Source organism: Sinimarinibacterium thermocellulolyticum (assembly GCF_040327995.1).
Classification (GTDB): domain Bacteria; phylum Pseudomonadota; class Gammaproteobacteria; order Nevskiales; family Nevskiaceae; genus Solimonas; species Solimonas thermocellulolyticum.
Window position 1 is genome coordinate 187427 of sequence record NZ_JBEPIJ010000002.1, and the last position, 26369, is coordinate 213795.

General features: G+C 65.7%; 25 protein-coding genes and 2 rRNA genes. 16 read left to right on the top strand and 11 right to left on the bottom strand.

Translation table 11 applies throughout. The features are described 5' to 3' along the window. Positions 1–32: 32 nt before the first annotated feature. The 3 genes from ABSH63_RS02725 to ABSH63_RS02735 all read left to right on the top strand — a co-directional run bounded on the left by ABSH63_RS02725 (position 33) and on the right by ABSH63_RS02735 (position 4149). Positions 33–2887: ribosomal RNA gene (locus ABSH63_RS02725) — 23S ribosomal RNA — on the top strand. Positions 2888–2998: 111 nt separating this feature from the next. Beyond that, positions 2999–3113 (top strand): 5S ribosomal RNA (gene rrf / locus ABSH63_RS02730). Positions 3114–3297: 184 nt separating this feature from the next. After that, positions 3298–4149, top strand: coding sequence for a DUF4382 domain-containing protein (locus ABSH63_RS02735; RefSeq protein WP_352887220.1), 852 nt, complete (start codon positions 3298–3300; stop codon positions 4147–4149). A 15-nt stretch (positions 4150–4164) separates the two neighbouring features. Here ABSH63_RS02735 and ABSH63_RS02740 read toward each other — a convergent pair whose 3' ends face one another. Together ABSH63_RS02740 and ABSH63_RS02745 are read right to left on the bottom strand one after the other, a co-directional pair. Continuing rightward, positions 4165–5373, bottom strand: a complete 1209-nt coding sequence (locus tag ABSH63_RS02740; protein ID WP_352887222.1) for an acyl-CoA dehydrogenase family protein — start codon at positions 5371–5373, stop codon at positions 4165–4167. 108 nt (positions 5374–5481) lie between these two features. After that, a complete protein-coding gene (locus tag ABSH63_RS02745; protein WP_352887223.1) occupies positions 5482–6273 on the bottom strand; it encodes a glutaminyl-peptide cyclotransferase in 792 nt (263 codons plus the stop codon). A 156-nt stretch (positions 6274–6429) separates the two neighbouring features. Here ABSH63_RS02745 and ABSH63_RS02750 point away from each other — a divergent pair, with 156 nt between their 5' ends. The 4 genes from ABSH63_RS02750 to rpoZ all read left to right on the top strand — a co-directional run bounded on the left by ABSH63_RS02750 (position 6430) and on the right by rpoZ (position 8693). Further along, a complete protein-coding gene (locus tag ABSH63_RS02750; protein ID WP_352887224.1) occupies positions 6430–6606 on the top strand; it encodes a hypothetical protein in 177 nt (58 codons plus the stop codon). Positions 6607–6838: 232 nt separating this feature from the next. Continuing rightward, complete coding sequence (locus ABSH63_RS02755; RefSeq protein ID WP_352887225.1) at positions 6839–7705, top strand: YicC/YloC family endoribonuclease; 867 nt, start codon at positions 6839–6841, stop codon at positions 7703–7705. Between the two features lie 4 nt (positions 7706–7709). Next, the gene (gmk, locus tag ABSH63_RS02760; protein ID WP_352887227.1) at positions 7710–8372 is read left to right on the top strand and encodes a guanylate kinase; all 663 of its coding nucleotides are present in this window, start codon (positions 7710–7712) and stop codon (positions 8370–8372) included. 57 nt (positions 8373–8429) lie between these two features. After that, on the top strand, positions 8430–8693 hold the full coding sequence (rpoZ, locus tag ABSH63_RS02765; protein ID WP_352887228.1) for a DNA-directed RNA polymerase subunit omega: 264 nt from the start codon (positions 8430–8432) through the stop codon (positions 8691–8693). Positions 8694–8757: 64 nt separating this feature from the next. Here the strand turns inward: rpoZ and ABSH63_RS02770 are convergent, their stop codons facing one another. Beyond that, positions 8758–9465, bottom strand: coding sequence for an esterase/lipase family protein (locus ABSH63_RS02770; protein WP_352887230.1), 708 nt, complete (start codon positions 9463–9465; stop codon positions 8758–8760). A 103-nt stretch (positions 9466–9568) separates the two neighbouring features. Here ABSH63_RS02770 and ABSH63_RS02775 point away from each other — a divergent pair, with 103 nt between their 5' ends. The 7 genes from ABSH63_RS02775 (at position 9569) to ABSH63_RS02805 (ending at position 16631) form a co-directional block, all read left to right on the top strand. Continuing rightward, a complete protein-coding gene (locus ABSH63_RS02775) occupies positions 9569–10537 on the top strand; it encodes an MBL fold metallo-hydrolase (protein ID WP_352887378.1) in 969 nt (322 codons plus the stop codon). 28 nt (positions 10538–10565) lie between these two features. Beyond that, positions 10566–11546: a tRNA dihydrouridine synthase DusB gene (gene dusB / locus ABSH63_RS02780; protein ID WP_352887231.1), complete on the top strand. Its 981-nt coding sequence runs from the start codon at positions 10566–10568 to the stop codon at positions 11544–11546. A 141-nt stretch (positions 11547–11687) separates the two neighbouring features. Further along, complete coding sequence (locus ABSH63_RS02785) at positions 11688–12425, top strand: SRPBCC family protein (RefSeq protein ID WP_352887232.1); 738 nt, start codon at positions 11688–11690, stop codon at positions 12423–12425. Next, positions 12422–13291: an FAD binding domain-containing protein gene (locus tag ABSH63_RS02790; RefSeq protein WP_352887234.1), complete on the top strand. Its 870-nt coding sequence runs from the start codon at positions 12422–12424 to the stop codon at positions 13289–13291. Before ABSH63_RS02785 ends, ABSH63_RS02790 begins: the two co-directional genes overlap by 4 nt. Positions 13292–13361: 70 nt before the next feature. Further along, positions 13362–13859 carry a (2Fe-2S)-binding protein gene (locus ABSH63_RS02795; protein WP_352887236.1) on the top strand — a complete coding sequence of 166 codons (498 nt, stop codon included), beginning with the start codon at positions 13362–13364 and terminating at the stop codon, positions 13857–13859. Then, positions 13852–14172, top strand: coding sequence for a hypothetical protein (locus tag ABSH63_RS02800; protein WP_352887239.1), 321 nt, complete (start codon positions 13852–13854; stop codon positions 14170–14172). The genes ABSH63_RS02795 and ABSH63_RS02800 overlap by 8 nt, the downstream gene beginning before the upstream one ends. Beyond that, positions 14136–16631 carry a xanthine dehydrogenase family protein molybdopterin-binding subunit gene (locus tag ABSH63_RS02805; protein WP_352887240.1) on the top strand — a complete coding sequence of 832 codons (2496 nt, stop codon included), beginning with the start codon at positions 14136–14138 and terminating at the stop codon, positions 16629–16631. Before ABSH63_RS02800 ends, ABSH63_RS02805 begins: the two co-directional genes overlap by 37 nt. Here the strand turns inward: ABSH63_RS02805 and ABSH63_RS02810 are convergent. Continuing rightward, a complete protein-coding gene (locus tag ABSH63_RS02810; RefSeq protein WP_352887242.1) occupies positions 16597–17844 on the bottom strand; it encodes a GGDEF domain-containing protein in 1248 nt (415 codons plus the stop codon). The two genes, ABSH63_RS02805 and ABSH63_RS02810, sit on opposite strands and share 35 nt — an antisense overlap. 19 nt (positions 17845–17863) lie before the next feature. After that, positions 17864–18415: a glutathione peroxidase gene (locus ABSH63_RS02815; protein WP_352887243.1), complete on the bottom strand. Its 552-nt coding sequence runs from the start codon at positions 18413–18415 to the stop codon at positions 17864–17866. 89 nt (positions 18416–18504) lie between these two features. On the opposite strand from ABSH63_RS02815, the gene ABSH63_RS02820 reads away from it, so the two are divergent. Together ABSH63_RS02820 and ABSH63_RS02825 are read left to right on the top strand one after the other, a co-directional pair. Then, positions 18505–19515: a hydrolase gene (locus tag ABSH63_RS02820; protein ID WP_352887245.1), complete on the top strand. Its 1011-nt coding sequence runs from the start codon at positions 18505–18507 to the stop codon at positions 19513–19515. 133 nt (positions 19516–19648) lie between these two features. Next, complete coding sequence (locus ABSH63_RS02825) at positions 19649–22525, top strand: PAS domain S-box protein (RefSeq protein ID WP_352887246.1); 2877 nt, start codon at positions 19649–19651, stop codon at positions 22523–22525. On the opposite strand, the gene ABSH63_RS02830 is transcribed toward ABSH63_RS02825, so the two are convergent. The 6 genes from ABSH63_RS02830 to ABSH63_RS02855 form a co-directional block, all read right to left on the bottom strand. Further along, positions 22522–22710 carry a hypothetical protein gene (locus ABSH63_RS02830; protein WP_352887247.1) on the bottom strand — a complete coding sequence of 63 codons (189 nt, stop codon included), beginning with the start codon at positions 22708–22710 and terminating at the stop codon, positions 22522–22524. The two genes, ABSH63_RS02825 and ABSH63_RS02830, sit on opposite strands and share 4 nt — an antisense overlap. 221 nt (positions 22711–22931) lie before the next feature. Continuing rightward, entirely contained in the window at positions 22932–23597 is a 666-nt protein-coding gene (locus tag ABSH63_RS15760) for a hypothetical protein (protein ID WP_434223239.1), read from the bottom strand. 35 nt (positions 23598–23632) lie between these two features. Further along, positions 23633–24019 carry a lactoylglutathione lyase gene (gloA, locus tag ABSH63_RS02840; RefSeq protein WP_352887249.1) on the bottom strand — a complete coding sequence of 129 codons (387 nt, stop codon included), beginning with the start codon at positions 24017–24019 and terminating at the stop codon, positions 23633–23635. An 81-nt stretch (positions 24020–24100) separates the two neighbouring features. Next, complete coding sequence (locus tag ABSH63_RS02845; protein ID WP_352887251.1) at positions 24101–24652, bottom strand: DNA-deoxyinosine glycosylase; 552 nt, start codon at positions 24650–24652, stop codon at positions 24101–24103. Beyond that, entirely contained in the window at positions 24649–25476 is an 828-nt protein-coding gene (locus tag ABSH63_RS02850; RefSeq protein WP_352887253.1) for an SDR family NAD(P)-dependent oxidoreductase, read from the bottom strand. The genes ABSH63_RS02845 and ABSH63_RS02850 overlap by 4 nt, the downstream gene beginning before the upstream one ends. 128 nt (positions 25477–25604) lie before the next feature. Then, positions 25605–26351 (bottom strand): SDR family oxidoreductase, encoded by a 747-nt coding sequence (locus tag ABSH63_RS02855; RefSeq protein WP_352887254.1) that lies wholly within the window; start codon positions 26349–26351, stop codon positions 25605–25607. Positions 26352–26369 lie beyond the last annotated feature (18 nt).

Below are 26369 nucleotides of genomic sequence, written 5' to 3' on the forward strand. Positions count from 1 at the left end.
GAATGCCTTCACAAGAATGCTTGAGGTTATATGGTCAAGTGACCAAGCGCATCTGGTGGATGCCTTGGCGGCAACAGGCGATGAAGGACGTAGTAGCCTGCGATAAGCCTCGGGGAGCTGGCAAACAAGCTTTGATCCGAGGATTTCCGAATGGGGCAACCCAGCCCGCAAGGGCTATCTGCAGCTGAATCCATAGGCTGTAGAGGCGAACCCGGGGAACTGAAACATCTAAGTACCCGGAGGAAAAGAAATCAACCGAGATTCCGTAAGTAGTGGCGAGCGAACGCGGAGTAGCCCTTAAGCTTTTCATGTTCTAGCAGAAGATTCTGGAAAGTTTCGCCATAGTGGGTGATAGCCCCGTATGCGAAAGGACATGGGAAGTGAAATCGAGTAAGGCGAGGCACGTGAAACCTTGTCTGAACATGGGGGGACCATCCTCCAAGGCTAAATACTCGTTGCCGACCGATAGTGAACCAGTACCGTGAGGGAAAGGCGAAAAGAACCCCGGCGAGGGGAGTGAAATAGAACCTGAAACCGGATGCGTACAAGCAGTCAGAGCCCGAAAGGGTGATGGCGTACCTTTTGTATAATGGGTCAGCGACTTACTAGTCTGTAGCGAGCCTAACCGTATAGGGGAGGCGTAGGGAAACCGAGTCTGAATAGGGCGACTAGTTGCAGGCTGTAGACCCGAAACCCGTCGATCTATCCATGGCCAGGATGAAGAGTGGGTAACACCACTTGGAGGTCCGAACACACGTCTGTTGAAAAAGACGGTGATGAGCTGTGGATAGGAGTGAAAGGCTAATCAAGGCGGGTGATAGCTGGTTCTCCTCGAAAGCTATTTAGGTAGCGCCTCGTGTATCACTGTAGGGGGTAGAGCACTGTTACGGTCTGGGGGGAGCACAAGCTCCTACCCAACTGTTGCAAACTCCGAATACCTGCAAGTGCAATCACGGGAGACACACGGCGGGAGCTAAATTCCGTCGTGAAAAGGGAAACAGCCCTGACCACCAGCTAAGGTCCCCAAATCATCGCTAAGTGGTGAACGATGTGGGAAGGCTAAGACAGCCAGGATGTTGGCTTAGAAGCAGCCACCATTTAAAGAAAGCGTAATAGCTCACTGGTCGAGTCGGCCCGCGCGGAAGATGTAACGGGGCTCAAGCGATGTACCGAAGCTGTGGGTGCACACTCTGTGTGCGCGGTAGAGGAGCGTTCCGTAAGCCTGCGAAGGTGGATCGAGAGGTCTGCTGGAGGTATCGGAAGTGCGAATGCTGACATGAGTAACGACAATACGGGTGAAAAACCCGTTCGCCGTAAGCCCAAGGGTTCCAGCGCAACGGTAATCGGCGCTGGGTGAGTCGGATCCTAAGGCGAGGCCGAAAGGCGTAGTCGATGGGAAGCAGGCTAATATTCCTGCACTCGCTTATGCTGCGATGGGGTGACGGAGAAGGTTAGGGTAGCTGCCTGTTGGATGGTAGTTTAAGCCCGTAGGAAGATCCCTTAGGCAAATCCGGGGGGTCAATTCTGAAAGGTGATGACGAGTCGCTTCGGCGACGAAGTACCTGATACCCCGCTTCCAAGAAAAGCCTCTAAGCTTCAGGCATAAGTGATCCGTACCCGAAACCGACACAGGTGGGCGAGGAGAGTATCCTCAGGCGTTTGAGACAACTCGGATGAAGGAACTCGGCAAAATAGTGCAGTAACTTCGGGAGAAGGCACGCCTGCGCGAGCAGGCCGCAGTGAAGAGGGAGCTGAGACTGTTTATCAAAAACACAGGACTCTGCAAACACGAAAGTGGACGTATAGGGTCTGACACCTGCCCGGTGCCGGAAGGTTAATTGATGGGGTCAGCGAAAGCGAAGCTCTTGATCGAAGCCCCGGTAAACGGCGGCCGTAACTATAACGGTCCTAAGGTAGCGAAATTCCTTGTCGGGTAAGTTCCGACCTGCACGAATGGTGTAACGATGGCTCCACTGTCTCCATCCGAGGCTCAGTGAAATTGAAATCGCTGTGACGATGCAGTGTTCCCGCGGCAAGACGGAAAGACCCCGTGAACCTTTACTACAACTTCACATTGGATTTTGAGTTTGTTTGTGTAGGATAGGTGGGAGCCTTTGAAGTGCCGGCGCCAGCTGGCATGGAGGCAACCTTGAAATACCACCCTGATAAACTCGAAGTTCTAACCTCGTCCCGTGATCCGGGACAGGGACAATGTGTGGCGGGTAGTTTGACTGGGGCGGTCTCCTCCCAAAGCGTAACGGAGGAGTGCGAAGGTTAGCTCAGCGCGGTCGGAAATCGCGCTCTTGAGTGCATAGGCATAAGCTAGCTTGACTGCGAGACAAACAAGTCGAGCAGGTACGAAAGTAGGTCTAAGTGATCCGGTGGTTCTGTATGGAAGGGCCATCGCTCAACGGATAAAAGGTACTCCGGGGATAACAGGCTGATACTGCCCAAGAGTCCATATCGACGGCAGTGTTTGGCACCTCGATGTCGGCTCATCTCATCCTGGGGCTGTAGTCGGTCCCAAGGGTCCGGCTGTTCGCCGGTTAAAGAGGTACGCGAGCTGGGTTCAGAACGTCGTGAGACAGTTCGGTCCCTATCTGCCGTGGGCGTTCGAGATTTGAGGGGAGTTCACCTTAGTACGAGAGGACCGGGTGGAACGTACCTCTGGTGTTCCAGTTGTCACGCCAGTGGCATCGCTGGGTAGCTATGTACGGACGGGATAACCGCTGAAAGCATCTAAGCGGGAAGCCCACCCCAAGATGAGATCTCGCGAGGCGTAAGCCTCCTAAAGAGCCCTTGTAGACGACAAGGTTGATAGGCGCGGTGTGGAAGTGCAGTAATGCATGTAGCTAACGCGTACTAATTGCTCGTGCGGCTTGACCATATAACGCTCAAGCATTTTTGACGTTGAGTGCTGAGGCATTGAGTGTTTCAGTGTTCAAACTACAAACCAAATTCGGCGAAGCGCGACACTCGCGCTTTGCCAGCCGGTCTCCCTGGCGGCCATAGCGAGTTGGAACCACCCGTTCCCATCCCGAACACGGAAGTGAAACGACTCAGCGCCGATGATAGTGTGGCAGCTGCCATGTGAAAGTAGGACACTGCCAGGGTTTTAATCGTAGGACCCCGGAGCTTCGGCTCCGGGGTTTTCGTTTTCGGCGTACGGCACTTTCGGCTCTTGCCGCTGGTCAAGTCGCAACCAGGCACGATAATGACTGGCTGGCGACCGGAGTCGCCCCGCGTTCATCCGGCCGCGTGGTTCAGCCGGATTCACACCTGTCGGATATCGAGCCGATGAAACTTTCCCGTTCGCTGCTCCTGTGCGGCGGAGTGGCCCTGCTAACAGCTTGCGACAGTGGCCGTATCACGCTCTCGGTCACGGATGCGCCGATCGATTTCGCGGAGGAGGTCGTCGTGCAGTTCAGATCGGTGGCCTTCGAGCGCGACGACGGCACGCGCCACATCGTCGAGTTCAACACACCGGTGCGCGTCGATCTGTCGCGTTTGACCGGCGAGCTTAGTGAGGTGCTGGTTGAGGATCGCCCACTGCCGGCTGCGGACTATCGGGCGATCGAGTTCGCGATCGACGGCGGACAGACGCAGCTGACATCCTACGTCCAACTGATCGATGGCCGCCGCCTACCGCTGTTCGTGCCAGAGCGGTTCGCCGACGATCTGCGTGTGTCCGCCGATTTCTCGGTCGAGGCAAAAGAATCGGTTGCGGCAACGGTCGACTTCGATCTGCGGCGTTCACTGGTCATCGTCGACGACTCAAGAGTGGAGTTCCGGCCGAATCTGCGCTTCATCCTCGACGAGAACGCGCACAGCGTATCCGGCACGATTGCGGGCGCACTGCTGCAGCCGCCCTGTGTGCCGGCGGTCTATGTCTACGCAGGGCACGACGTCCAGCCCGACGATGTCGGCGGCACCGATGACGAGCCGCTGAGTTCGGCGATCGTTTTCACTGAAGCAGGCAGCGGCGAGCGCCGCTACACCGTCGGCTTCTTGGAGGCAGGCGACTACACCCTGGCGCTGACCTGCGACGCGGGCAGCGACGATGCCGACCGCGATGACGGCACCGAGTTCGTGCGCGTGCGCGAGGTCGAGCTTCGCGCCGGCAGGCGTGAGACGGTGAACTTCCAGTAGAGGTTGTACGCGGCGTCAAGCCGCGGCTTGCGCCTGCGCCGCCTTGCGCGCGTCGAGCTTTCGTTTGCTCGGCAGGATGCCCATCGCCTTGCAGATGATGCCGAGCATGATCTCGTCGGCGCCGCCGCCGATCGACACCAGGCGGGTGTCGCGATAGGCGCGCGCGACGGGATTCGCCCACATGTACCCCTGGCCGCCCCAGAACTGCATCAGTGCGTCCGTCACCTCGCGCGAGACGCGCCCGATCTTGAGCTTGCACATCGACGCGAGCATCGCGATGTGCTCCGGCGTGTGTTTGCCGCTGATGTACTCCTGCGTCGTCTGGTAGACCAGGGCTTTGACCGCCTCGACTTCTGTGCGCAGCTCGGCGAGGCGGAAGTGTACGTATTGGTTGTCGAGGATCGACTGACCGAAGGCCTGGCGCTGACCGGTGTAGTCGATGGTCTGTTGGATTAGGTTGAGCAGACCATCGATGCCGCTCGCGGCACCGAACAGCCGCTCCTCCTGGAACTGCATCATCTGATAAACGAACCCCATGCCCTCCTGACCGATGAGGTTGCGCTGCGGCACACGCACGTTGTCGAGGAAGATCATGGCCGTATCGGAGGCACGCATACCCAGCTTGTCGAGCTTGGTGCGACGGTCTATGCCCTTCGCATCCATCGGAACGATGAGCAGGCTCTTGTTCAGATGCGGCTTGCCCTCGGAGGTGTTGACCAGCATGCACGCCCAGTCCGACTGCGTGCCGTTGGTGATCCACATCTTTGAGCCGTTGATGACGTAGTCGCCGCCGACTTTACGTGCCTGGGTCTTGATTCCAGCGACGTCGGATCCGGCGCCGGCCTCGGACACCGCGATGGACACGCAGACATCGCCGGCAATCGCGGGTGCCAGATACTCACGCTTGAGCTCAGCCGAACCGAAACGTGCGAGCGCGGGTGTGGCCATGTCGGTCTGCACGCCGATACCCATGGGAATGCCGCCGCAGCTGCAGTTGCCGAGCGCCTGCGCAAACATCACCTCGTAGCTGTAATCGAGCCCCATGCCGCCGAACTCGACTGGCTTGGTCACACCGAGCAGGCCGAGATCGCCCATCTTCTTGAGCACCTCGCGGGCGGGCCAGATACCTGCGGCTTCCCACTCTTCCACATGGGGATTGATCTCATCCTCGACGAACTTCTTGGTCGTGCGATACAGCTCCAGGTGCTCGTGGGTAATGATCATTTCCACTTTCCTCGATCGTGTCTTCGCCGATTCTATCCTCAGCGGCGCACGGACCGGCAAGTCGGAGCCGCTGTCAAGCGGCCGAATGGAACGGATGATTACCTATATTCAACGGCCGCAGTCGGCGGGTTCGACCTCGAGCTCGAACAGCGCCGGCCAGTTCTTGCCGGTGACGTAGAAGCGGTCGCTCGCAGCATCGTAGGCGATGCCGTTGAGCACATGCTCGCGCGCGTTCCAGTTGGCGGGCTTGTCGAAGTGCAGCTTCAGCGCCTGCAGATCGAGCCACGCGCAGACGTTGCCCGTGAGTGGATCGATCACGGCGATGCGATCGGTTTGCCACACGTTGGCGTAGATCAGTCCACGCGCATACTCCAACTCGTTGAGGCCGCGCAACGCGTGATTTGCGTCGCGTACCTCGCGCTCATGTATCACTGAGAAATCTTCCGCACGGCGAAAGCGCAGTGTCGCGCTCCCATCGCTGGTGATCAGGTGCGTGCCATCGTGAGTGATGCCCCAGCCTTCGCCGCCATAGGTCATACGCGACAGCGGCTTAAGATCCAGATCGAACCACTGCGCGATTCGCTCACGCCAGGTCAGCATCACGATCTTGCCGCGCCAGACGGTCGCCCCCTCGGCAAACCAGTTCGCCGGCAGCGCGCGTGAGCGCAACACCTCGCCGGTGCGCTTCGACTTGATCATTAGTCGAGATCGGCCATACAGACCGCTCGATTCGATCAGCACATCGTCGTGAACGACGAGGCCTTGAGTGAAGTGATCCGTTCCGTGCGCGAGCGTCGCCGTGATGCGCCACGACAACGACGCAACGTCGTCTTTCGCTGCGCATGCGCATGCGAGAAGCGAGCAAGTGATGAATGCGATCGTGATCGGAAGTCGTTGCATGGCGCTGCTCCGAGCGGGCGAGCTTCATTGTGCTCGAATACAAAGGCGTTGCATTAATTTTTTTTATTCGGTAAAAATTCACACCGTGGAAATGCATCGTGCGTTTCCAAAACCGCGCGGAGTGTTCCGCGACCACTGAAGCACGGAGGATGTGTGATGGCGATGAAGAAGGCTGCTGCTGCGAAAAAGCCGGCGAAGAAGGCTGCGAAAAAAGCGACGAGGAAGGTCGCCAAGAAGGCTGCCGTGAAAAAGGCGGTGAAGAAGGCCGTCAAGACCGTCAAGAAGGCTGCCAAGAAGGTCGTGAAGAAGGCCAAGGCCGCGGCGAAGAAGTGAGCGGGCTGTGAACCGCACGGGCGGTCCGCTTCGAACCGCACGCAAGGTGACGGTTGCTCGCCGCCCGACCTTTGAAGCGCCGACAGCGAACGCTTGAGCTTTGCGCCGCGGCTACGCGATCCGGTCGAGTAGCCGCGCTTTTTTCCGGCGCATTATTCGCGTGACGTGATTCCATCGCTCGGGTATCCGCAAGCCTGCGGCTACAATGCCGCGCCGGGTTGAGGATGTCACGATGATCAAAAGCATGACCGGTTACGCACGCGTGGAGCGTGTGGGGGACTGGGGGCGCATGACTTGGGAGCTGCGCTCGGTCAATCACCGCTATCTCGACGTGCAGTTCCGCCTGCCGGATGAGTTCCGCGCGCTCGAAGCCGAGCTGCGCGGTGTCGCCGGTGCGCGCATCTCGCGCGGCAAGATCGAATGTGCGCTGCGCTACCAGCGCGAGGCGGCGGGTACCGAGCGCATCGAACTCGACGCGCAGCGGCTGCAGCAACTCAAGCAGGCGCTCGACGAGGTGAACCTTGCCTTCGGTGCGACCACGGCGCCCGAGCCGACGCGGCTACTCGCGTTTCCCGGTGTGATACGCGAAGCGCAATCCGATTTCGCGCCGCTGCTGACGCAGGCGCGCAGTCTGTTCGACGAAGCCATCGGCCAGTTCACCGCCGCGCGCGAGAGCGAGGGGGCGCGCCTGTCGCAGTTCCTGGTCGAACGCTGTGAGGCGCTTGCCGATCTGGTTGCGCAGATCCGGGCGCGACAACCGGAGGTCCGCGAGCAGTGGCTCGAACGCCTGCAGCAGCGCTGTCGCGATCTTGGCGTAGAAGTCGATGCGCAGCGACTCGCGCAGGAGATCGTGCTGGCTGCGCAGCGGCTCGACGTCGAAGAGGAAATGTCGCGGCTCGCGAGCCACCTGATCGAGGTGCGTCAGGTTCTCGATCGCGACGAGGCCGTGGGCCGGCGCCTCGACTTCCTGATGCAGGAACTCAATCGTGAGGCGAACACCACCGCGTCGAAGTCGCAGGACGCCCAGATGACGCGCTGCGCGGTCGACATGAAGGTGATCATCGAGCAGATGCGGGAGCAGGTGCAGAACATCGAGTGAAGCGATGGCGACCGACCCGAACCCGATTCCCGGCCGTCTGACGATCGTCTCGGCGCCCAGTGGCGGCGGCAAGACCAGCCTCACCCGCGCGCTGCTGCCGCGGCTGGCGGCCCATGGCGTGCGCGCGTGCATCTCGGTGTCTTACACGACGCGGGCGCCGCGTAGCGGCGAGGTCGACGGCGAGCACTATCACTTCATCGACGAGCCGCGCTTCTTGGAGATGATCGCCGCCGACGCGTTTCTCGAGCATGCGCAGGTCTTCGGGCGTCGTTATGGTACCGGACGCGCACGCACGCAGGCGCTGCTCGATCAAGGTTTTGACGTGATTCTCGACATCGACTGGCAGGGGGCGCGTCAGGTCCGGCGGGTGATGCCAGAGTCGTGCTCGGTGTTCATCCTGCCGCCGTCCTTGGCCGAACTGGAGCGGCGTCTGCGCGCCCGCAGCCAGGATGATGACGCGACCATTGCCCGGCGCATGGGCGATGCGCAACGCGAGATGTCGCACTACGACGAGTACGATCATCTGATCGTCAATGACGACTTCGACCGGGCGCTGGAGGCGCTCACGGCAGTGTTCCTGTCACCGCACCTGCGGCGTCCGCTGCAGGCGGCGCGGCACGCGCATTTGATCCGCGAGTTGCTGGCGAATTCATCACCAGTCCGCTAAACTGCGCGGCCCCGAAAGGACCCCGGTCCGTGGGGGTTACCCGAATCTGGTGAAATCATGGCTCGCGTCACCGTAGAAGACTGTCTCCAGAAGATCCCCAACCAGTTCGACCTGACCCTGGTGGCTGCCAAACGTGCGCGCCAGCTCGCCCGCGGTGCCGACGCGCATCTGCCCTGGGGCAACCACAAGTCGACGGTGTTGTCGCTGCGCGAGATCGCCGAGGGCTACATCGACCGCGGGGTCCTCGACGAGGTCGATCTGCCGGCGGTGCAGCAGCCGAAGATGGAGCTCGAAGCCCTCGACCCGTCATTCGACGCCTGAGCTGCGACTGCACGTCGCGCCGAGCCCGCCGCAAGGCGGGCTTCGTCGTTAGAAGCTTCGTCGTTTACGGGCGCGCGAGGCGTTCGGCGATCGCGCGGATCACTTGCGGATTGCACGGCAGGCCCATGTGCGAGCCGCGCACCTCGACGTTCTCGGTGTGATCGGTCTCGGGTTCCAGGCAGCACGGCCAGGCGACGATGCCGTCCTCGCGCGTGTAGATCGCGGTGCACGGCACCGGCGGCGGCGTGATGCGGCGCAGGAAGCCGTCGAGATCGAGATTCACCGGCCGGCCGGCATTCACCAGCCGGAACATCGCCATCATGTTGTTGGCATCGGGGCGCAGGTTGATCGGACTGCCGAGCGTGAACACGCGGCGCACGCGCTGCGGATGATGCCGTGCGAGTTCACGCACGAACACACCGCCCAGACTCCAGCCGATCAGGCTCACCGGACCGTGTCGCTCATGCAGCTCGGCGAGCCGGGCGTTGAGGGAGTCCTTGATCGTAGGCCGCATACCGAGATTGACACCCAGTCCCCAGCCATAGGCGGCGTAGTTGAGCGCGCGCAGCACACGGCGCAGCGGGGCAGTGGCGGCATCCCCGGCGCCGAAGCCGGGCACGACGATCAGCGCATGGCCGTCTCCGGCCGGCAAGCGCCGGTGGAGGCCGCGCAGCCGCAGCGGTGCGAGCGCAAACTCATACGCGGCACGCGCTTCGAGTAGCAACAGGCGCGCGGAAGGCGCGCGGACATTCTCGGCAGTGGTCGTGCTCATCGGCGCAACGGCGGTGTGGACGCCGCATTATGCCGCCGTGCTTGCGCGGCCGGCGGCGCGTCGCTAGCGTGGCCGCACCAACCCCGGCCGTGACGTGAACCCGATGATGCGCGCCGTTTCCTGGATTCTGGTGGTGGCCGTCGGCATCGGCATCGGTGCGCTGGTGTGGAGTTTCGCGCCGCGCACGCTGCCGCTGTCGCCGAGCGCACCGCTGACCTTGTCGCTGATGATCCCGCCGCAGCCGCCGCCGACGATGCGCGTCGGCGTGTTGCACACCGGATTGATGCGTTCGCGCGGCCTGTTCGCCTATCGCGGCGGCGATGCCGGCGAGCGCGTATTCGGCATGGACGTAGTGATCGTCGAGCATCCGCAGGGGACGCTGCTGTTCGACGCCGGCTTTGGTCGCAGGCTGCATGAACATCTGCGCACGATTCCGTGGCTGATGCGGTTGCTGTCGGCGGTCGAGTTGCAAGCCCCGGTCGTCGATCAGCTCGTCGATGCCAGCATCGCGCCCGCATCGATCGACGGTGTGGTGCTGACCCATGCGCACTGGGATCACGTGTCCGGACTCGACGATCTGCCGGGCGTTCCGGTGTGGATCAATCAGGCGGAGCTCGACTTCATCCGCAGTGGTCACCCGGCGACGCGGCTCGCGCGTGAACTCGGTGAGCGCGATTACCGGATCTACGCCTTCGATGGCCCGCCGTACTGGGGTTTCGATGCGAGTCATGACGTGTTCGGCGACGGTTCGGTGGTGCTCGTGCCGGCAGGCGGGCACACGCCGGGTTCGACGATCGCCTTCATCCATGCACCCGATGGCCGCAGCTACGCGCTGATCGGCGATCTGGCCTGGCAGCGCGAAGGTGTGGACCTGCCCGCCGAGCGTCCGTGGCTGCTGCGCAAGCTGGTCGACGGCGACGACGCGCGCGTGCGCGAGGTGCTGGTGCGCCTGCATCTGCTGCAGCGCGCGATGCCGCAGCTCGTGATCGTGCCCGCGCACGATCGTCGCGTGATGCAGCGCCTGCCGCCGGCGCGACACGACGAGGCGCTGCATCGCGGCCACCCGGCATAGCGTCGGCGGATCAGGCGACAATACGCCGATGCAGATCGGCCCCTTCCTGATCGACCCGCCGCTGGTGCTGGCGCCGATGGCCGGTGTCACCGACCGGCCGTTCCGGCAACTGTGCCGGCACCTCGGTGCCGGCCTCGCGGTGTCGGAGATGACCACCTCGGACGCCAGTCTCTGGCACACCGACAAGTCTCGCCTGCGCCGCGACCACGCCGGTGAGCCCGGACCGATCTCGGTGCAGATCGCCGGCTACGATCCGCAGCAGATGGCGGACGCGGCACGCTTCAACGTCGAGCACGGCGCGCAGATCATCGACATCAACATGGGCTGTCCGGCGAAGAAGGTCTGCCGCGTCGATGCCGGTTCGGCGCTGCTGCGCGATGAGGGCCTGGTCGCGCGCATCTGCCAGACCGTGGTGCGCGCGGTCAACGTGCCGGTGACGCTGAAGATTCGCACCGGCTACTCGCCGACGCAGCGCAACGGACTGCGCATCGCGCGCATCGCCGAGGACTGCGGTATCCGCGCGCTCGCGGTGCACGGGCGCACGCGCGATCAGCAGTTCACGGGCAACGCCGAACACGACACCTGTGCGGCGATCAAGCAGGCGCTGCGCATACCGGTGATCGTCAACGGCGACATCGACTCGCCCCAGCGTGCGCGCGCGATCCTGCAGGCGACCGGCGCCGACGCCGTCATGATCGGCCGCGCCGCACAGGGCAGGCCGTGGCTGTTCCGCGAGATCGGCCACTACCTGCGCACCGGCGAGCTGCTCGCCGCACCGACCCGTTTCGAAGTGCGGCGCTGGCTGCTCGAACATCTCGACGCCTTGTACGCCTTCTACGGCGAGGGCCGCGGCGTGCGCGTCGCGCGCAAGCATATCCAGTGGTACTGCCGCGATCACCCCGGCAGCGAGGTGTTCTGGCAGGCGGTCAATCGTCTGACCGATGCGGCGGATCAGCGCGCCGCGGTCGCCGCCTTCTTCGAAGCGCCCGCGCCGCAGTGCGCTGCCTGAGCATTCCGCCGCCCGGTTCGGCATCGACATTTCGCGCAAGACCCTTGTCGTCCGGTCGCCCGCCGATAAGCTCAAAAGATTCGGGCGATCGTGCTGCCGCCGCGCAGCACCGCATCGCCCGGGTCCACGAGGAGCCAGTCGATGAAGATGTCCGGAGAGCAGCGGATCGCCGCGTCGCGCGATGAGGTCTGGAAGGCACTCAACGATCCCGACGTGCTCAGGCGCTGCATCCCCGGCTGCCAGTCGCTGAGCAAGGAATCGGACACGCGCATGGTCGCGACGGTCGAGATCAAGATCGGTCCGATCGGCGCGCGCTTCGATGGCGCAGTCGAGCTCGCCGATGTCGATGCGCCGAATGCCTACACCTTGATCATCGAGGGGCACGGCGGCACCGTCGGTTCGGTCAAGAGTATCGCCAAGGTGCAGCTCAGGGACGACGGCGGTGCGACCGTGCTCAGCTACGACGTCGATGCCAAGGTCAGCGGACGTCTGGCCCAGCTCGGCGGCCCGATCATGGACGCCACCGCCAAGCAGCTTGCCGCACGCTTCTTTGGCGGCTTCGCCAAGGTGCTCGCGCCGGAGAAGCCGGCCGCGGCGCCGGCTGCGGCCGGTGCTGCGCCGGTTCACGCGGCGGCGAGCGCGCGCGCCGCGCCGATGGCCTGGCTGCTCGGCATCGTCGTCGCCGCGCTGCTCGGCTACGTCTTCGGACGCGGCGTCGGCGCCGAAGGCGTCGCCTCGGAGTGGGCGGGCATTGCCATCGGCCTGCTGCTGGTCATCGTCGGCCTGCTCGGTTTCGAGTACGGACGCCGTAGCGCGGCGCCCGTCGTCACCCTCGACGCCAAGCTGCTCGCCCGCCTGTTGTCCGAGGAGCGGCCGTGAAGCCGGCGCCGTTCGATTACTACGCGCCAACGACCGTCGACGAGGCCTGTCAGCTGCTGGCCGATGCCGGCGGTGGCGCGACGGTGCTTGCCGGCGGTCAGACGCTGATGCCGCTGCTGGCGCTGCGCATGAGCCAGCCATTCATCCTGGTCGACATCAACCGTATCGACGCGCTCAAGGGCGTGCGCGAGGACGGCGGCGTGACCCACATCGGTCCGGTCACGCGGCAGAACCAGGCGATCGCCGATGCCACGCTCAATCGCGTGCAGCCGCTGATCGTGCAGGCGACGCGGCATGTCGGCCATCACCAGACGCGCAATCGCGGCACCATCGGCGGTTCGATTGCGCTCGGCGAGCCGGCCGCAGAGCTGCCGGCCACTGCGGTCGCGCTCGGCGCCAGCGTGCAGCTCTGCTCGGTGCGCGGCACGCGCACGATCAGGGCCGAGGATTTCTACCTCGGGCCCTATGCCACGGCGCTGGAGTCGGACGAGTTGCTGACGGCGATCGAGGTCCCGCAGTGGGCGGAGGGAACACTTCCACTGTTCCGCGAGGTGGCGATGCGCCCCGGCGATTTCGCGCTCGTCGGTCTGACGGGTGCGCTGACGGTGCGGGACGGCCGTATCGAGCGCGCCGGCATCGCCTGGTTCGGCATGGGGCCGACGCCGATCAAGGCGCGACGGGTCGAAGCGGCGCTGCTCGGCCAGCGCATCGATGGTCTCGACGTGCAGGGGCTTGCCGAGCTCGCCGTGGCCGACACCGCGCCCTTCGACGATCTGCACGCCACTGCCGAGTACCGTCGTACCGTCGGCCGATACGTCTTCGCCGATGCGCTGCGCGATGCCCTGGCATTGAGGAAGGCCGCATGAGCCGGGGGCAGGTCCGTCACCGCACACGATCGAAGCTCGCCCAGCGCGGTGGCACAGTGGGAGCGGCGTCATGAGTCGGCACGACATCCAGGTCCACATCAATGGCCGCACGCAACATGCCACCGTCGAGGGACGGCTCACGCTCAGTGATTTTCTGCGCGGTGTGGCCGGCTGCACGGGCGTGCACGTCGGTTGCGAGCACGGGGTCTGCGGCGCCTGCACGGTCATCGTCGACGGTGCGGCGGTGCGTTCCTGCCTGATGCTCGCGGTGCAGGCCGACGGCACGCGCATCACCACGGTGGAAGGTCTCGCCGATGCCGACGGCACGCTGCATCCGGTGCAGCAGGCGCTGCGCGACGAGTACGGCCTGCAGTGCGGGTTCTGCACGCCGGGCATCGTCATGACCCTGGCGGCACTGACCGCCGGAGCGACCCGGCCCGAGCCGGCGCAAGTGATGAATGCGCTGTCGGGGCACATCTGCCGCTGCACCGGCTACCAGGGCATCCGCCGCGCCGCGCTGAGACTCTGCGGGATCGCGCCATCGTCACCGGAGCAGGCTCATGGATGACGCCCGTACGGCAACCATGACCGGTCGCTACATCGGCCAGCGCGTGCCGCGCAAGGAAGATGCGCGCCTGCTCACCGGGCGCGGCACCTATGTCGACGACGTCGGCGTGCCGGGCATGTTGCAGGTTGCCTTCCATCGCAGCCCGATCGCCCGCGGCCGCATCAAGGCCATCGACCTGTCGGCGGCACGCGCGCTGCCCGGCGTCCACGCGGTGCTGACCGCGGAGGATCTCGCCGGCTACAAGGTCGACATGCTGAGTTTTTCCTGGCCAAGCCGGTGGTGCCGGTGCCGGTGCTGGCCAGCGGCCGCGTGACGTATGTGGGCGATCCGGTGGCCATGGTCGTCGCCCAGGATCGCTACATCGCCGAGGACGCCGCGGGTCTGATCGTCGTCGACTACGACGAGGAAGATCCGGTGGTCACGATCGACGATGCGAAGACTGGGCCGCTGGTGCATCCGGACACCGACTCCAACGTTTGCGCCGCCACCGGCAACGAGGACGGCGACGAGGAACTCGAAGCCACACTTGCCGCCGCGCCGCATCTGGTCACGCTGGCGTTCGAGCACCAGCGTATCTCGCAGTCGCCGATGGAGACGCGCGGCGTCGTCGTCGCGCCGCAGGGCAACGGCGAGTTGACGATCTATCTGTCCTGCCAGGGTCCGCAGCTCAATGCGCGCTGGTTTGCCGAAGCCTTGGGGCTACCGCGCACGGCGATCCGCGTGATCGCCAAGGACGTCGGCGGCTCCTTCGGCCTCAAGGGTCAGCCGTGGCGCGAGGAGGTCGCGGTGGTGCTGGCGGCGATGCATCTGAGGCGCCCGCTCAAGTGGATCGAGGATCGTCTGGAGAATCTCACCGCCGCCAACCAGGCGCGCGAGCAGCAGATCCGGGTGCGCGCCGCCTTCGACCATGACGGCCGGCTCTTGGCCTCGCATGCCGAGTACCACCTCAACAACGGTGCCTGGCCGCAGGGCGCCGACAGCAACATCGCGGTGATGATGTTCCTGTGGGGCGCGCACAAGCTGCCCAAGTTCGACTTTTACTCGCGCGGCTGGTTCACCAACACCGTCGGGCTCGCGGCCTACCGTGGCCCCTGGGCGATCGAGTCGCTGGCGCGCGAGGTGCTGCTCGATCGCGCGGCGCGCCAGATCGGCATCGATCCGATCGAGATCCGGCGGCGCAACCTGATCCGCAGAACCGATCTGCCGTGGACCACGCCGATGGGTCTGGAACTCACCGACATCAGTCCGGCGGAATGTCTCGACGTGCTGGTGAGCAAGATCGACGTTGCCGCGTTTCGCGCCGAGCAGGCAAAGGCGCGCGAGCAGGGCCGCTATCTCGGTCTGGGCGTGGCCACTTACATCGAGCCGACCGCCGGCAGCACCGGCGTCGCCGTGCTGATGAGTGAGTCCGCGCACATCCGCGTGGAGCCGACCGGTATGATCACCGCGGTCGTGTCCACGCATTCGCAGGGACACGGCACGCAGACCACCATGGCGCAGGTCATCGCCGACCGCCTGGGCGTTCCCTATGAGCACGTCAGCGTCTACGAGGACGACAGCTCGCGCGGCGGTTACGGCTCTGGCGCCTATGGCAGCCGTCAGGCAGTGGCCGGCGGCGGCGCCTGCATCCGCGCGGCCGAGCTGCTGCTCGAACGGATCAAGCGCGCCGCGGCGCACATCCTCGGTGCGCGCACCGAAGACATCGAGTTGCGCGAGGGCATGCTGCATGTCCTCGGCGACAGGCCGCAGACGGTGAGCCTGCGCGATCTCGCCGACATCGCCTACGGCGATCCCGATCGCATGCCGGACGGCGAGGCGGGTCTCGAAGTGCAGTACCGCTATCGCCCGCCGCCGATCACGATGACCAGTGCCGCGCACGCGTGCATCGTCGAGGTCGATGCGCAGACCGGCTTCGTCCAGATCAAGCGCTGGGTGACCAGCGAGGATTGCGGCGTGCTGATCAATCCGGCCGTGGTCGAGGGCCAGATCGCCGGCGGGCTGGCGCAGGCGATCGGTAGTGTGCTGCTGGAGGAAGTCTCGTTCGACGCGCGCGGCAACCCGACCGCGGCGACCTACAAGGACTATCTGCTGCCGACGATCTTCGACGTGCCGGACTTCGAATACCACCACGACGCCTCGATGCCGTCGCAGGCCGAAGGCGGCTTTCGCGGCGTCGGCGAGGGCGGTTGCATCGTCGGACCACCGACGCTGGTCAATGCGATCGCCGACGCGCTGATTCCGTTCGGCGAGATCGCGCTCGAACTGCCGCTGACGCCGGCGCGCCTGCTCGCGCACATCGAGGGGCGCCGCGAAATCGCCGAACGCGCGAAGCCTGCCGAGGCGTCCACACCGCCGCCGGCAGACCAATCCGCGGGCGCGGCCGCCGAGCCCGCGCGCAACGAAGCGACGCCATCCGCGCCGCAGGAGCCGGTCGTATCCGCGGCGGCGGCGACGATCGACGGCGACTGGACCTTCGTGCTGTCGACGCCGATGGGGCCGCAGGCCTTCAACGGCAGGCTCAGCACCGACGGCGACAGGCTCACCGGCGTGTTCATCATGAACATGGATGAGGCGCACTTCACCGGTACCGTCGACGGCAACCACCTGAAGTGGGACCTCAAGGTCACCAAGCCGATGTCGATCACCCTGAAGTACGAAGCGACGGTCGACGGCGACACGCTGACCGGCAAATGCAAGATGGGCATCTTCGGCAGCGCCAAGCTCAGCGGCAAGCGCGTCAGTTCGGCGGCGTCTGCGCAGGGTCGTGGATGACGACGCGGTTGCGGCCCGCGCGCTTGGCCTGATACAGGGCCTGGTCGGCTTTCTCGTAGCTCGCCGACACCGGCTCGGGCCGTGTGATCGTCACTGCGCCGATGCTGGCGGTGACTACGGCGTGCGGGCTGTCCACGTTTTCCAGGCCCAGTGCCTCGATGGTGGCGCGTAGCCGTTCGAGGCGCCGCGCGGCGGCGTCGCGGTCGCAGCCATAGAGGAACAGCACGAATTCCTCGCCGCCGACGCGTGCGGCGAGGTCGCCCGGACGTCGTGCGAACTGCTCGAGCGTCAGCGCCACTTCGCGCAACACGCCGTCACCGTGCTGATGGCCGTAGCGGTCATTGATGCGCTTGAAGTAGTCGAGATCGACCACGGCCATGGTGTAGGGCTTGCCCTCGCGCCGGCCCAGGCGCGTCCAGCGCTCGACGTGGGCTTCGTAGGCGCTGCGGTTCGCCAGGCCGGTGAGAAAATCCACCAGCGCACCGGCGCGCATGAGCTGCAGCAGCGCCCAGTTCTGACGGCGCGTGTGCTGCGCAAAGGCGCTGGAGACCAGCGCCACGCTGAGCAGGATCGCGATCGTCAGCGTCTCGGTCGGTGTGCGCGCCCAGGGCGCGGCCGTCGCCAGGCGATCCCCGGCGACGAGTATGACGACGTAGAGCGCCACGAACACCAGGCTGCGCAACAGCGACAGCCGTGCCAGCGCCAGCGCGGCGACCGGCACCGCGACCGAGATCACCGGCGTCACCCTATAGCCGGCCAGCACCGCGTCGTGACGCAGCACTTCGATCGCGACCGCTTCGAGCAGGAAGGCCGCGATGAAGACGTTCTCCACCATCACGTTGCGCGGCCACAGGTAAATCAGCGCGGTCACGATGGCGAAGGCCGGGGCGAGGGCGAGCACGCTGATCCACAGCGTCAGCGTGCGCGTGGACTCGGGTACGCCGAGCATGGACGCGCTCCACAGCGGCGCGCCGAGAAACAGTAGCGCGGTGATCAGCGTCGTCGTGATCCGCGCCGGCGCCGCCTGCTCGCGCGAATAGGCCTTGAACGCGGCTTCGAGGTCCACCGGAAAGCGCAACAGCCGCGATTCGCCGCGCGAGACGCGGCTCAGCAGCAGGCGGTGCTCGGTCGCGGCGCGTACCGGCAGCAACTCGGCGGCGTCCGCATCGGCGCGGTGCCGGTTGCGGCGCAGCCGTTCGCGCCAATGCGACACGACCGGGTGGTCTCGGAGTTCAGCGTGCCGTCGTCAGTGCCGCCTCGATGGCGCCGCGCAGTTGGTTGCTGTCGGGTGTCACGCGACTGTCGAAAGCCTGCACGGTCTTGCCGTCGGGGGCGATCAGATACTTGTGGAAGTTCCACTTCGGGGCCTCGCCGGTGGCGTCGATCAGGCCGCGGTACAGGGGTATCGCATCCTCGCCCTTGACCGAGGACTTGGTATACATCGGGAAGCTGACCCCGTAGTTGAGCTTGCAGAACTCGGCGATCTCGGCATCGCTGCCGGGTTCCTGCCCGCCGAACTGGTCCGACGGAAAGCCGAGCACGACCAGGCCGTCGTCGCGATAGCGTCTCCACAGCGCTTCGAGCCCTTCGTACTGCGGCGTGAAGCCGCAAGCGCTCGCGGTGTTGACGACCAGCACGGCCTTGCCCGCGTACTGGCATAGCGACTCCTCGGGGCCGACCAGGCGCTTGGCCGTGGTGTCGAGTAGCGGGCTGTCGCAGGCGGCGTGCACGGCGGCGGGTGTCAGCAACAGCGCGGCGAGCAGGGACGGCATCCGACGTGGCATGAATCGACCTCCTGTGTTCTGGGGCCATGTTACGCTGACTCGGCCGCAGCGGTTGCAGCGGCGTTCCAGACTATGCTGTCGCCCTGGCCTTGAACCGCGATTCGGGCATGTACGAGCGCTCGTCACACGGACGTATCCTCGTCAGCGACTTCGAACCGCACCCCCTGTTGCGCGGGCCGCATGCGCAGACCATGGTGCCGGCGCTGTTGCGGCCGACGCCGAAGCTTGCGCTGCGCCGCGAGCGCCTGGAACTGCCGGACGGCGATTTCGTCGATCTGGCCTGGGCCGGACCGGCACGGGGCTCGCGTCTCGCGGTGCTGGTCCACGGCCTCACCGGCGGTTTTCAGTCCAAGTATCTGCGCGGTACCGCGCGCGAGCTGATCGCACGCGGCTGGCGCGTGGTCATCCTGCAACTGCGCGGCGGCGGCGACGAACCCAATCGCCACGCGCGCTGCTACCACCACGGCGATACCGGCGATCTGCGTCACCTGTGGCGCGTGCTGCGGCAGCGAGACCCCGGCGTGCGCCTGGCGGCGGCCGGATGGTCGCTGGGCGCCAATGTGCTGCTCAAGGCCCTCGGCGAGGAGGGCACGACCGCGCCGGTGGAGGCTGCGGCCGCGGCCTGCGCCCCGTTCCGGCTCCTGCCGTGCGCCGAGAAGCTGCGCCGCGGTACGGCGCGCCTGTATCAGGCGCGCCTGCTGCGCGATCTCAAGGCCATCGTCGCGCGCAAGCACGCCGCGGTGCCGGCCCCGGTGGACATGGACGCGGTGCTCGCCGCGCGCGACTTCATCGAGTTCGACGACCGCTACACCGCGCCGCTGAACGGATTTCGCGATGCGCGCGACTACTACGAGCGCTGCGAGTGCGGCGGCTTCGTCGGCGCCATCCGCCGGCCGACGCTGATCGTCAATGCGCGTGACGATCCGTTCATGACGCCCGCGGTGCTGCCGCGGGCGAGCGCGCTGGCGCCGCCGGTCACGCTGGAGGTGTCGCGTCGCGGCGGGCATGTGGGTTTCATCGCCGCCGATGCGCACGGACGGCCCTACTGCTGGCTGGAGCCGCATCTGGCCGACTTTCTCGACCGCACGGTTGCGTGCTGAAGCGCGCTCGGCGCGTCGGGCGGACCGTCTGTCCGGCATTCCCCGACGCGCGGCACGCGCCGTGCGAGTCTGGCCGCCTATCCAGTCTCGGCAGCGGCCTGCGCTTCCTGAGGAGACCGAGCACCCGATGCCCATGCCTGCCTTAGCCTCGTCGATGCGCGTCGCCGCATTGCCCGCCGCAGCGCCCGCCGAGCCGGCGGAACGCTGGCGCGCCGCGGTCGAGGCCTCGGGCATCGGCGTTTGGGACTGGTGCGTGACGAGCGGTGAGGTCTACTACTCACCCGAATGGAAGGCGATGCTCGGCTATGCCGATGACGAGATCGGCGCGCGCTTCGAGGAATGGCAGGACCGCGTGCATGCCGATGATCTCGACGCCGCGCTCGCCGCGATCGATGCGCACCTAAAAGGGCACACCGCGATGTACGTCTGCGAGCACCGCCTGCGTGGTCGCGACGGTGGCTACCGCTGGATACTCGCGCGTGGGCGCGTGATCGAACGCGATGCCGCGGGTCGGGCCACGCGCGTCGTCGGCACACACACCGACATCACCGCGCAGCGCCGGGCGTTGGCGCAGATGCAGGAACGCGAAGCGCGCTACGCCGCCGCTTTTCATTCGACCTTCCAGTTGATGGGTGTGGTCGACGTCGACGGGCGCGTGATCGAAGGCAACGACACCGCGCTGGCCTTCGCCGGACTGCGCGCCGAAGACGTGAGCGGCCGCTGGATCTGGGAGTTGCCGTACTTTCAGGCGTCGCCGCAGACCGTCGCGCTCGTGCGTGAGGCAGTGCAGCAGGCCGCGTCCGGCCAACTGGTGCGTGCGGAGTTCGAGATTCTCGGCGCGCACGACGCGCGCATGATGGTCGACTTCTCGCTCAAGCCGGTACGGGATGCTAAAGGTCGCATCACCATGCTGATCGCCGAGGGGCACGACGTGTCCGAGCGCCGTCGCGCCGCGATCGAGCTCGGTGCGCGCGAGCGCGCGCTGCGTCTGACCATCCAGGCGTCGCCGATCGGTCTGGCCATGGTGGGGCTGGACGGACGCTGGCTGATGGTCAATCGGGCGCTCTGCGAGATTGTCGGCTATGGCCAGCAAGAGCTGATGTCGATGACCTTCCAGGACATCACGCACCCGGACGATCTCGCACCCGATCTGGAGCTGGTGCGAAGGACCATCGACGGCGAGATTGCCGGGTATCGTCTGTCCAAGCGCTATCTCCGCAAGGACGGCGGCATCGTGCCCATCCAGCTCGACGTCAGCCTGGTGCGCGATGCCGACGGTCATCCCCTGCATTTTCTGTCGCACGTCCAGGACGTTTCGGCACGGCTGCGCTACGAGCAGCTTCTGCAGCAGGAGAAGGAGCGCTTCCAGGTGGCGCTCTCGGCGATCACCGATGCCGTCGTGATCACTGACACGCAGGGCAGGATCGACTTCGTCAATCCGATCGCGGAGCGGCTGCTCGGTGTCGTGTCGAGCGCGCTGATCGGGCAGCGGCTGGGCGATGTCGTCGACCTGCGCGAGGAGGCGGGCGAACGCCTGCCGCTGCTCGACGCGCTGCCAGACCAGCACGCATCCTTCGTGCAGGGACTCGCCAATCTGTATCGCGGCTCGCTGCCGCGGTTGTGGATCGAATACGCGCTGGCGCCCCTCAAGGACGGCGGCGGCGAGCCGATCGGCTACGTCTTCATGCTGCACGACGTGACCCAGGCGCGTGCGCTGACCCGCGCGCTCGAACACCAGGCGACGCACGATGCGCTCACCGGGCTACTCAACCGCTCGGGTTTCGAGCGGCAGCTCGAACAGCAGCGGCGCGCCGTGGTCCAGCAACCGCGGCCGTGGTGCCTGCTCTATCTAGATCTCGATCGCTTCAAGATCGTCAACGACACCATCGGTCACGATGCCGGGGACGAACTGCTGCGCGCGCTGGCCCTGCGCCTGCGCTCGGTGCTGCGCAGCACCGATGTCTTCGCCAGACTCGGTGGCGACGAGTTCGGCGTGATTCTCGACCGGTGTGCGGTTGACGAGGCCGAGCTCGTCGCCGCCAAGCTGATCGACGCCGTCGAGCATTTTCGCTTCCGCCGCGACGAGCAGCAGTTCCAGCTCGGCTTGTCGATCGGCATCGCCGAGCCGCCGGATGCGGTCTGTAGCGTTGCCGATCTGCTGCGCATGGCCGATGCGGCCTGCTATGTCGCCAAGCGCACCGGCCGCAACCGCGCCTGTGTCTATCGCGATTCGGGCATCGACGGCTTCACACCGGCGGTCGAGTTTGACGCCGTGAACGCCTTGCAGCGTGCATTCGATGACGATCGCCTTGCGGTGTACGCGCAGAAGATCGTCGACCTCGACAGCCGGCGCGTGGTCGGCATCGAGCTCTTGACCCGCCTGATCGGTCCTGACGGCAGCGTCATCACCCCTGACCGTTTCCTGCCGGCGGCCGAGCGCAACGATCTGATCACGCGCCTCGACGGCTGGATGCTGCGCCGTGCCGCGACACTGCTCGCGGAACGGAAGCCTTGCGTGCCGAAGGAGTGGTACGTGACCATCAACGTCTCGGGCCTGTCGCTGTCGGATCTGCGGTTTCACCGCGTGATCAGCGAGGTGCTGTCGACGAGCGCCGGGTTGCGCGACCGCATCTGCTTCGAAATCACCGAGTCGGCGGCGCCGTCGAACTGGCACGTCACGCTGCAGGGCATCGAGCTGCTGCGTTCGCACGGCTGTCGCGTGCTGCTCGACGACTTCGGTTCCGGCTTTACTGCGTTCAACTACCTGCGCCATCTGCGCGTCGACGGCATCAAGATCGCGCAGGACTTCACCACGGCGATCCGCGGCGACCCGGTCAACGAGCCGGTGGTGTCGATGATCGCGCAGATCGGGCGCAAGCTCGGCATCAAGGTGATCGCCGAAGGTGTCGAAGACGAGGCGACGGCCTCGCAACTGCACGCTCTGGGCATACGCCGCGGGCAAGGCTTTTACTTCCACCATCCCCAGCCGGTCACCGAGCTGCTGGTCTAGCTACGCTCCGGAATCCAGTCGCGCAAGAAGTCCTCTGCCGAAAGCTGCGCGAGCGTCGCCGCCGGCAGGCAGACCATGTCCGCGTCGTAGGAGACGGCGAGAATCACCCAGCAGCACTGGGTTTCATCCCAGCGCATCTCGCAGCTGCGTTCGGCGGCCAGGCGCATGGCCTCGGATTCGAGCATGCCGCCAGTCTACGCCTGCAGCGCGGTCATGCCACCGGCGCGCCATCGGGCACTGTGCCGTCCGGCGCGAGCAGTTGCACGGTGCCGTCCGGCTGCAGCGCGCCGAGGATCAGGAACTGGCTGGTGAAGCCGGCGATGTTCTTCTCGCCGAGATTCAGCGCACCGACGACGCGGCGGCCGATCAGGGCGTCGATGGCGTAGTTCGTGACCTGCGCGCTGGTCTACAGCACCCCCACGACCGGGCCGAAGTCGACCTTGAGCCGGTATGCCGGCTTGCGTGCCTTGGCAAAGGGTTCGGCGGCGATGACCGTGCCGACGCGCAGGTCCACGGCGAAGAAACCGTCGGCACCGCAGACCGCTTTGCGCGGCCGCTTCGCCAGCAGCGAATGCTCGGGCGAGCGGGCCGCGGTGTGCAGCACCTCGTAGAGCAGGTAGTGGCTCATGCCGCCGATCATCCACGCCCAGCCGGCGTTGGCGCCGAAGGCCACAGCCCACAAGCCGCCGAACAGCGCGTGAATCAGCGCGATGCCGACGATGGCGTAGGCCGGAAACAGGATGATGCGGTACTCGCGCTGCGAGTCCACGCTCATCCGCGTCTCGGTGAAGTAGTGGTGATGCTCGATCGTATGCCGGTGCCACAAGGCCTTGAGCGCATCGATGCGCCGGTGCAGGGCGTTCTTGTGCAGCCACCACTCGCCGAGATTGGCGACGAGCAGGGCGGGGATCACACTGAGCCAGGCCCAGCCGCCGTTCTCGACACGGCTTGCGCACCAGGCGATGAAGACGGCGCCGAAGCCGAAGATCCAGGCGCCGTGCAGCCAACCGTTGTACAGCGGCGAGATCTTCGCCTGATACGCGGCGCGGAACTGCTGCAGGCGGTCTTCCATCGCTCCTCGGGTCGCACGAGGCCGCCTGCGGGAACTTATGCGGCGGCCTTCTTCTGGATGAACTCGATCTTATACCCGTCCGGATCCTCGACGAAGGCGATGACCGTCGTGCCGTGCTTCATCGGACCGGCCTCGCGGGTCACGCGACCGCCGCGACGCCTGACCTCTTCGCAGGCAGCGTAGGCGTCGTCGACTTCGATCGCGATGTGGCCGAAGGCGTTGCCCAGCTCGTAGCGGTCGACGCCGTAGTTGTAGGTCAGCTCGATCTCGGCATCGCCATCGCCGTAGCCGACGAAGGCGAGCGTGAACTGGCCGTCCGGATAGTCCTTGCGGCGCAGCAGCTTCATGCCGAGCACCTCGGTGTAGAACGCGATCGAGCGTTCGAGATCGCCGACGCGGAGCATCGTGTGCAGGATGCGCATGGGTGGGGTGATGAGCGAAAAGGGGCGCTACTGTGCCGCCATCTGCGACGTGTCACAAGGGTGCGATCCCCTTGGGCCTGGTCATCGCAGCGTCATCGGCGAGCGCGCGGCGGGGTGGCTCGTGCTGGCCAGTGCATCGGTCAGTGCGCGCCAGCGCGCCAGCTTGCCGGTGAGACTGTGCGCGGCGTTGGCTGGGCTCGTGGAGGGCAGGCGCGTGGTGTGCAGCGACAGGGCCTGCGGCAGCGTCGGTGTGACGTGGCGGCGGAAGGCCTCGGCGGCCTTGGCGCCGTTGAAGAACACCTGGGTGATGCGGCGATGACGCGCGAAGAAGCCCGCGAAGTCATTGGGCACGATCGAGTCCTCGTCGATCGCCGCATCGAGGCTGCCCGGACGCACGCAGGCGGCCATCACGTCCCAGAGCGCGATGCCGGCGTCGGTCAGCGCGCGCAGGCGCGCATCGTAAGGCGCGTCCGGCGCAAAGCCCAGCAGCGCGCCCATGATCGGCCAGAACGCATTGCGCGGATGCGCGTAGTAACGCTGCGCGTTCAGCGAGGCGACGCCGGGCATGCTGCCGAGGATCAGCACGCGCGCATCGGGCGTTGCGACCGGCGCGAAGCTTTTGACCAGGCTCACGCGCCGCCGTTGGCCCGCTCGCGGTCGGCGCGCCGCTGCAGGCGTTCGCCGACGATCTTGAACAGCCGTCCAGTCCATTTCACCGTCGGGTCCGGGGCCAGTGCCGTCGCCGCATTCCAGGCCTCACCGAGACGATTGGTGATGCGGTAGCGCCGGGTTTCGATCGCCTTGACGATCCAGCCCGCGGCCTTGTCGGTACTCATCTGCGGCAGATAGTTATAGACCGCGGTCGGTGCGGTCATCGCCGTCTTCACCAGCGGAAAGTTGATCACGCTGACGGCAATGTCGCGACCGGCCATCTCCGCAGCGAGCGTACGCGAGAAGCCCTCGAGCGCGCACTTGCTGGCGACGTAGGCCGAGAAGCGTGGCGTCGGCATCAGCGCCGACAGGCTCGACACATTGACGATGTGGCCGTCGTTGCGTTCGAGCATGCCCGGCAGCAAGCGCAGCGTCAGGCGCACGGCGGCGAAGTAGTTCAGCGCCATCGTGCGCTCGTAGTCGTGCATGCGCTCGAAGGATTCGCTCACGCGACGGCGGATCGAGCGGCCGGCGTTGTTGACCAGCACGTCGATGCGCGCGTGCTCGGCGAGCAGCGCATCGGCTAAGGCCTCGACCTCGCCGGCCTGGCTGAGGTCGGTCGGGTAGATCCACGCCTCGGCGCCGAGCGCGTGCACCAGGTTCTGCACCCGCCTCAGCTCGTCGGCGCGGCGCGCCACCAGGCACAGCCGCGCGCCGGCGCGCGCAAGGCGCAGCGCGGTGGCTTCGCCGATGCCGCTCGACGCGCCGGTGATGACGATGGTGCGACCGCGGATCATCGCGGACATGATCAATCCCCTTGCCGGCAGCGGCGCCGCCCGAGGCTGCGTAGTATGGCGCCGCCGTGCGCGAAATTCGCGTGACCGTGACCATCCCGCGCGGCTTTGAGAGTCGGCGGCGTTCGGGTTTTGTGGGCTCAAGCCATCTTGGCGACGATGGCCAGCGGCAGGTGGCGCAGCAAAAACGCGAGCGGCGCCCACGGCCAGGCCGGCACGCAGGCGCTTGCCGGCTCGCGCTCGATCGCGCGCACCAGTGCCCGCGAACCGGTCTGGGTGTCGACGATGAACGGCGTCTTCTTCACCTTCTCGTTGATCTCGGAGCGGATGTAGCCGGGGAAGATGGTCGTCACCTTGATCGGCGTGCGCGCCAGATCCGCGCGGATGCCTTCGGTGAGCGTCGCCAGGCCGGCCTTGGTCGCGGCATAGGTGGTCAGATTGCGCGGAAAACCGCGCATGGCGCTGATCGACGAGATCGTCACCAGATGGCCGGCGTTCTGCTCGCGGAAGATTTCGACCGCGGCCTCGCACTGCGCCAGCGCCGAGACGAAGTTGGTCTGCGCGGTCTGGCGGTTGGCGTAGAAGTAGCCGGTGCCGATCGGCTGGCCCTTGCCGATGCCGGCATTGACGATCACGCGATCGAGCGTGCCGAGCTCCTCGCGGAACTCGCGAAACACGCGGAACACCGCGTCGTGGTCGTCGACGTCGAGCGCACGCAGCGCGACGTGGATGCCCGGATGCGCGGCAGTGAGTTCGGCCTTGAGTTCTTCGAGGCGTTCGGTGCGGCGCGCGCACAGCGCGAGGTTGCAGCCGAGTCTGGCGAACTCGCGCGCCATGCCGCGGCCGATGCCGGAGCTGGCGCCGGTGATCAGGATGTTTTTACGCATAGGGCAGTAGTGATGGAT

Excerpts from the sequence above, each read along its gene's own strand:
- ABSH63_RS15760 (WP_434223239.1), bottom strand. The coding sequence starts at position 23,597 with ATGGAAGACCGCCTGCAGCAGTTCCGCGCCGCGTATCAGGCGAAGATC.
- ABSH63_RS02850 (WP_352887253.1), bottom strand. The coding sequence starts at position 25,476 with ATGTCCGCGATGATCCGCGGTCGCACCATCGTCATCACCGGCGCGTCG.
- ABSH63_RS02740 (WP_352887222.1), bottom strand. The coding sequence starts at position 5,373 with ATGATCATTACCCACGAGCACCTGGAGCTGTATCGCACGACCAAGAAG.
- ABSH63_RS02750 (WP_352887224.1), top strand. The coding sequence starts at position 6,430 with ATGGCGATGAAGAAGGCTGCTGCTGCGAAAAAGCCGGCGAAGAAGGCT.
- dusB (WP_352887231.1), top strand. The coding sequence starts at position 10,566 with ATGCAGATCGGCCCCTTCCTGATCGACCCGCCGCTGGTGCTGGCGCCG.
- ABSH63_RS02775 (WP_352887378.1), top strand. The coding sequence starts at position 9,569 with ATGATGCGCGCCGTTTCCTGGATTCTGGTGGTGGCCGTCGGCATCGGC.
- ABSH63_RS02825 (WP_352887246.1), top strand. The coding sequence starts at position 19,649 with ATGCCTGCCTTAGCCTCGTCGATGCGCGTCGCCGCATTGCCCGCCGCA.
- ABSH63_RS02755 (WP_352887225.1), top strand. The coding sequence starts at position 6,839 with ATGATCAAAAGCATGACCGGTTACGCACGCGTGGAGCGTGTGGGGGAC.
- ABSH63_RS02785 (WP_352887232.1), top strand. The coding sequence starts at position 11,688 with ATGAAGATGTCCGGAGAGCAGCGGATCGCCGCGTCGCGCGATGAGGTC.
- ABSH63_RS02795 (WP_352887236.1), top strand. The coding sequence starts at position 13,362 with ATGAGTCGGCACGACATCCAGGTCCACATCAATGGCCGCACGCAACAT.
- ABSH63_RS02770 (WP_352887230.1), bottom strand. The coding sequence starts at position 9,465 with ATGAGCACGACCACTGCCGAGAATGTCCGCGCGCCTTCCGCGCGCCTG.
- gloA (WP_352887249.1), bottom strand. The coding sequence starts at position 24,019 with ATGCGCATCCTGCACACGATGCTCCGCGTCGGCGATCTCGAACGCTCG.
- ABSH63_RS02855 (WP_352887254.1), bottom strand. The coding sequence starts at position 26,351 with ATGCGTAAAAACATCCTGATCACCGGCGCCAGCTCCGGCATCGGCCGC.
- ABSH63_RS02745 (WP_352887223.1), bottom strand. The coding sequence starts at position 6,273 with ATGCAACGACTTCCGATCACGATCGCATTCATCACTTGCTCGCTTCTC.
- rpoZ (WP_352887228.1), top strand. The coding sequence starts at position 8,430 with ATGGCTCGCGTCACCGTAGAAGACTGTCTCCAGAAGATCCCCAACCAG.
- ABSH63_RS02815 (WP_352887243.1), bottom strand. The coding sequence starts at position 18,415 with ATGCCACGTCGGATGCCGTCCCTGCTCGCCGCGCTGTTGCTGACACCC.
- ABSH63_RS02735 (WP_352887220.1), top strand. The coding sequence starts at position 3,298 with ATGAAACTTTCCCGTTCGCTGCTCCTGTGCGGCGGAGTGGCCCTGCTA.
- ABSH63_RS02830 (WP_352887247.1), bottom strand. The coding sequence starts at position 22,710 with ATGCTCGAATCCGAGGCCATGCGCCTGGCCGCCGAACGCAGCTGCGAG.
- ABSH63_RS02800 (WP_352887239.1), top strand. The coding sequence starts at position 13,852 with ATGGATGACGCCCGTACGGCAACCATGACCGGTCGCTACATCGGCCAG.
- gmk (WP_352887227.1), top strand. The coding sequence starts at position 7,710 with ATGGCGACCGACCCGAACCCGATTCCCGGCCGTCTGACGATCGTCTCG.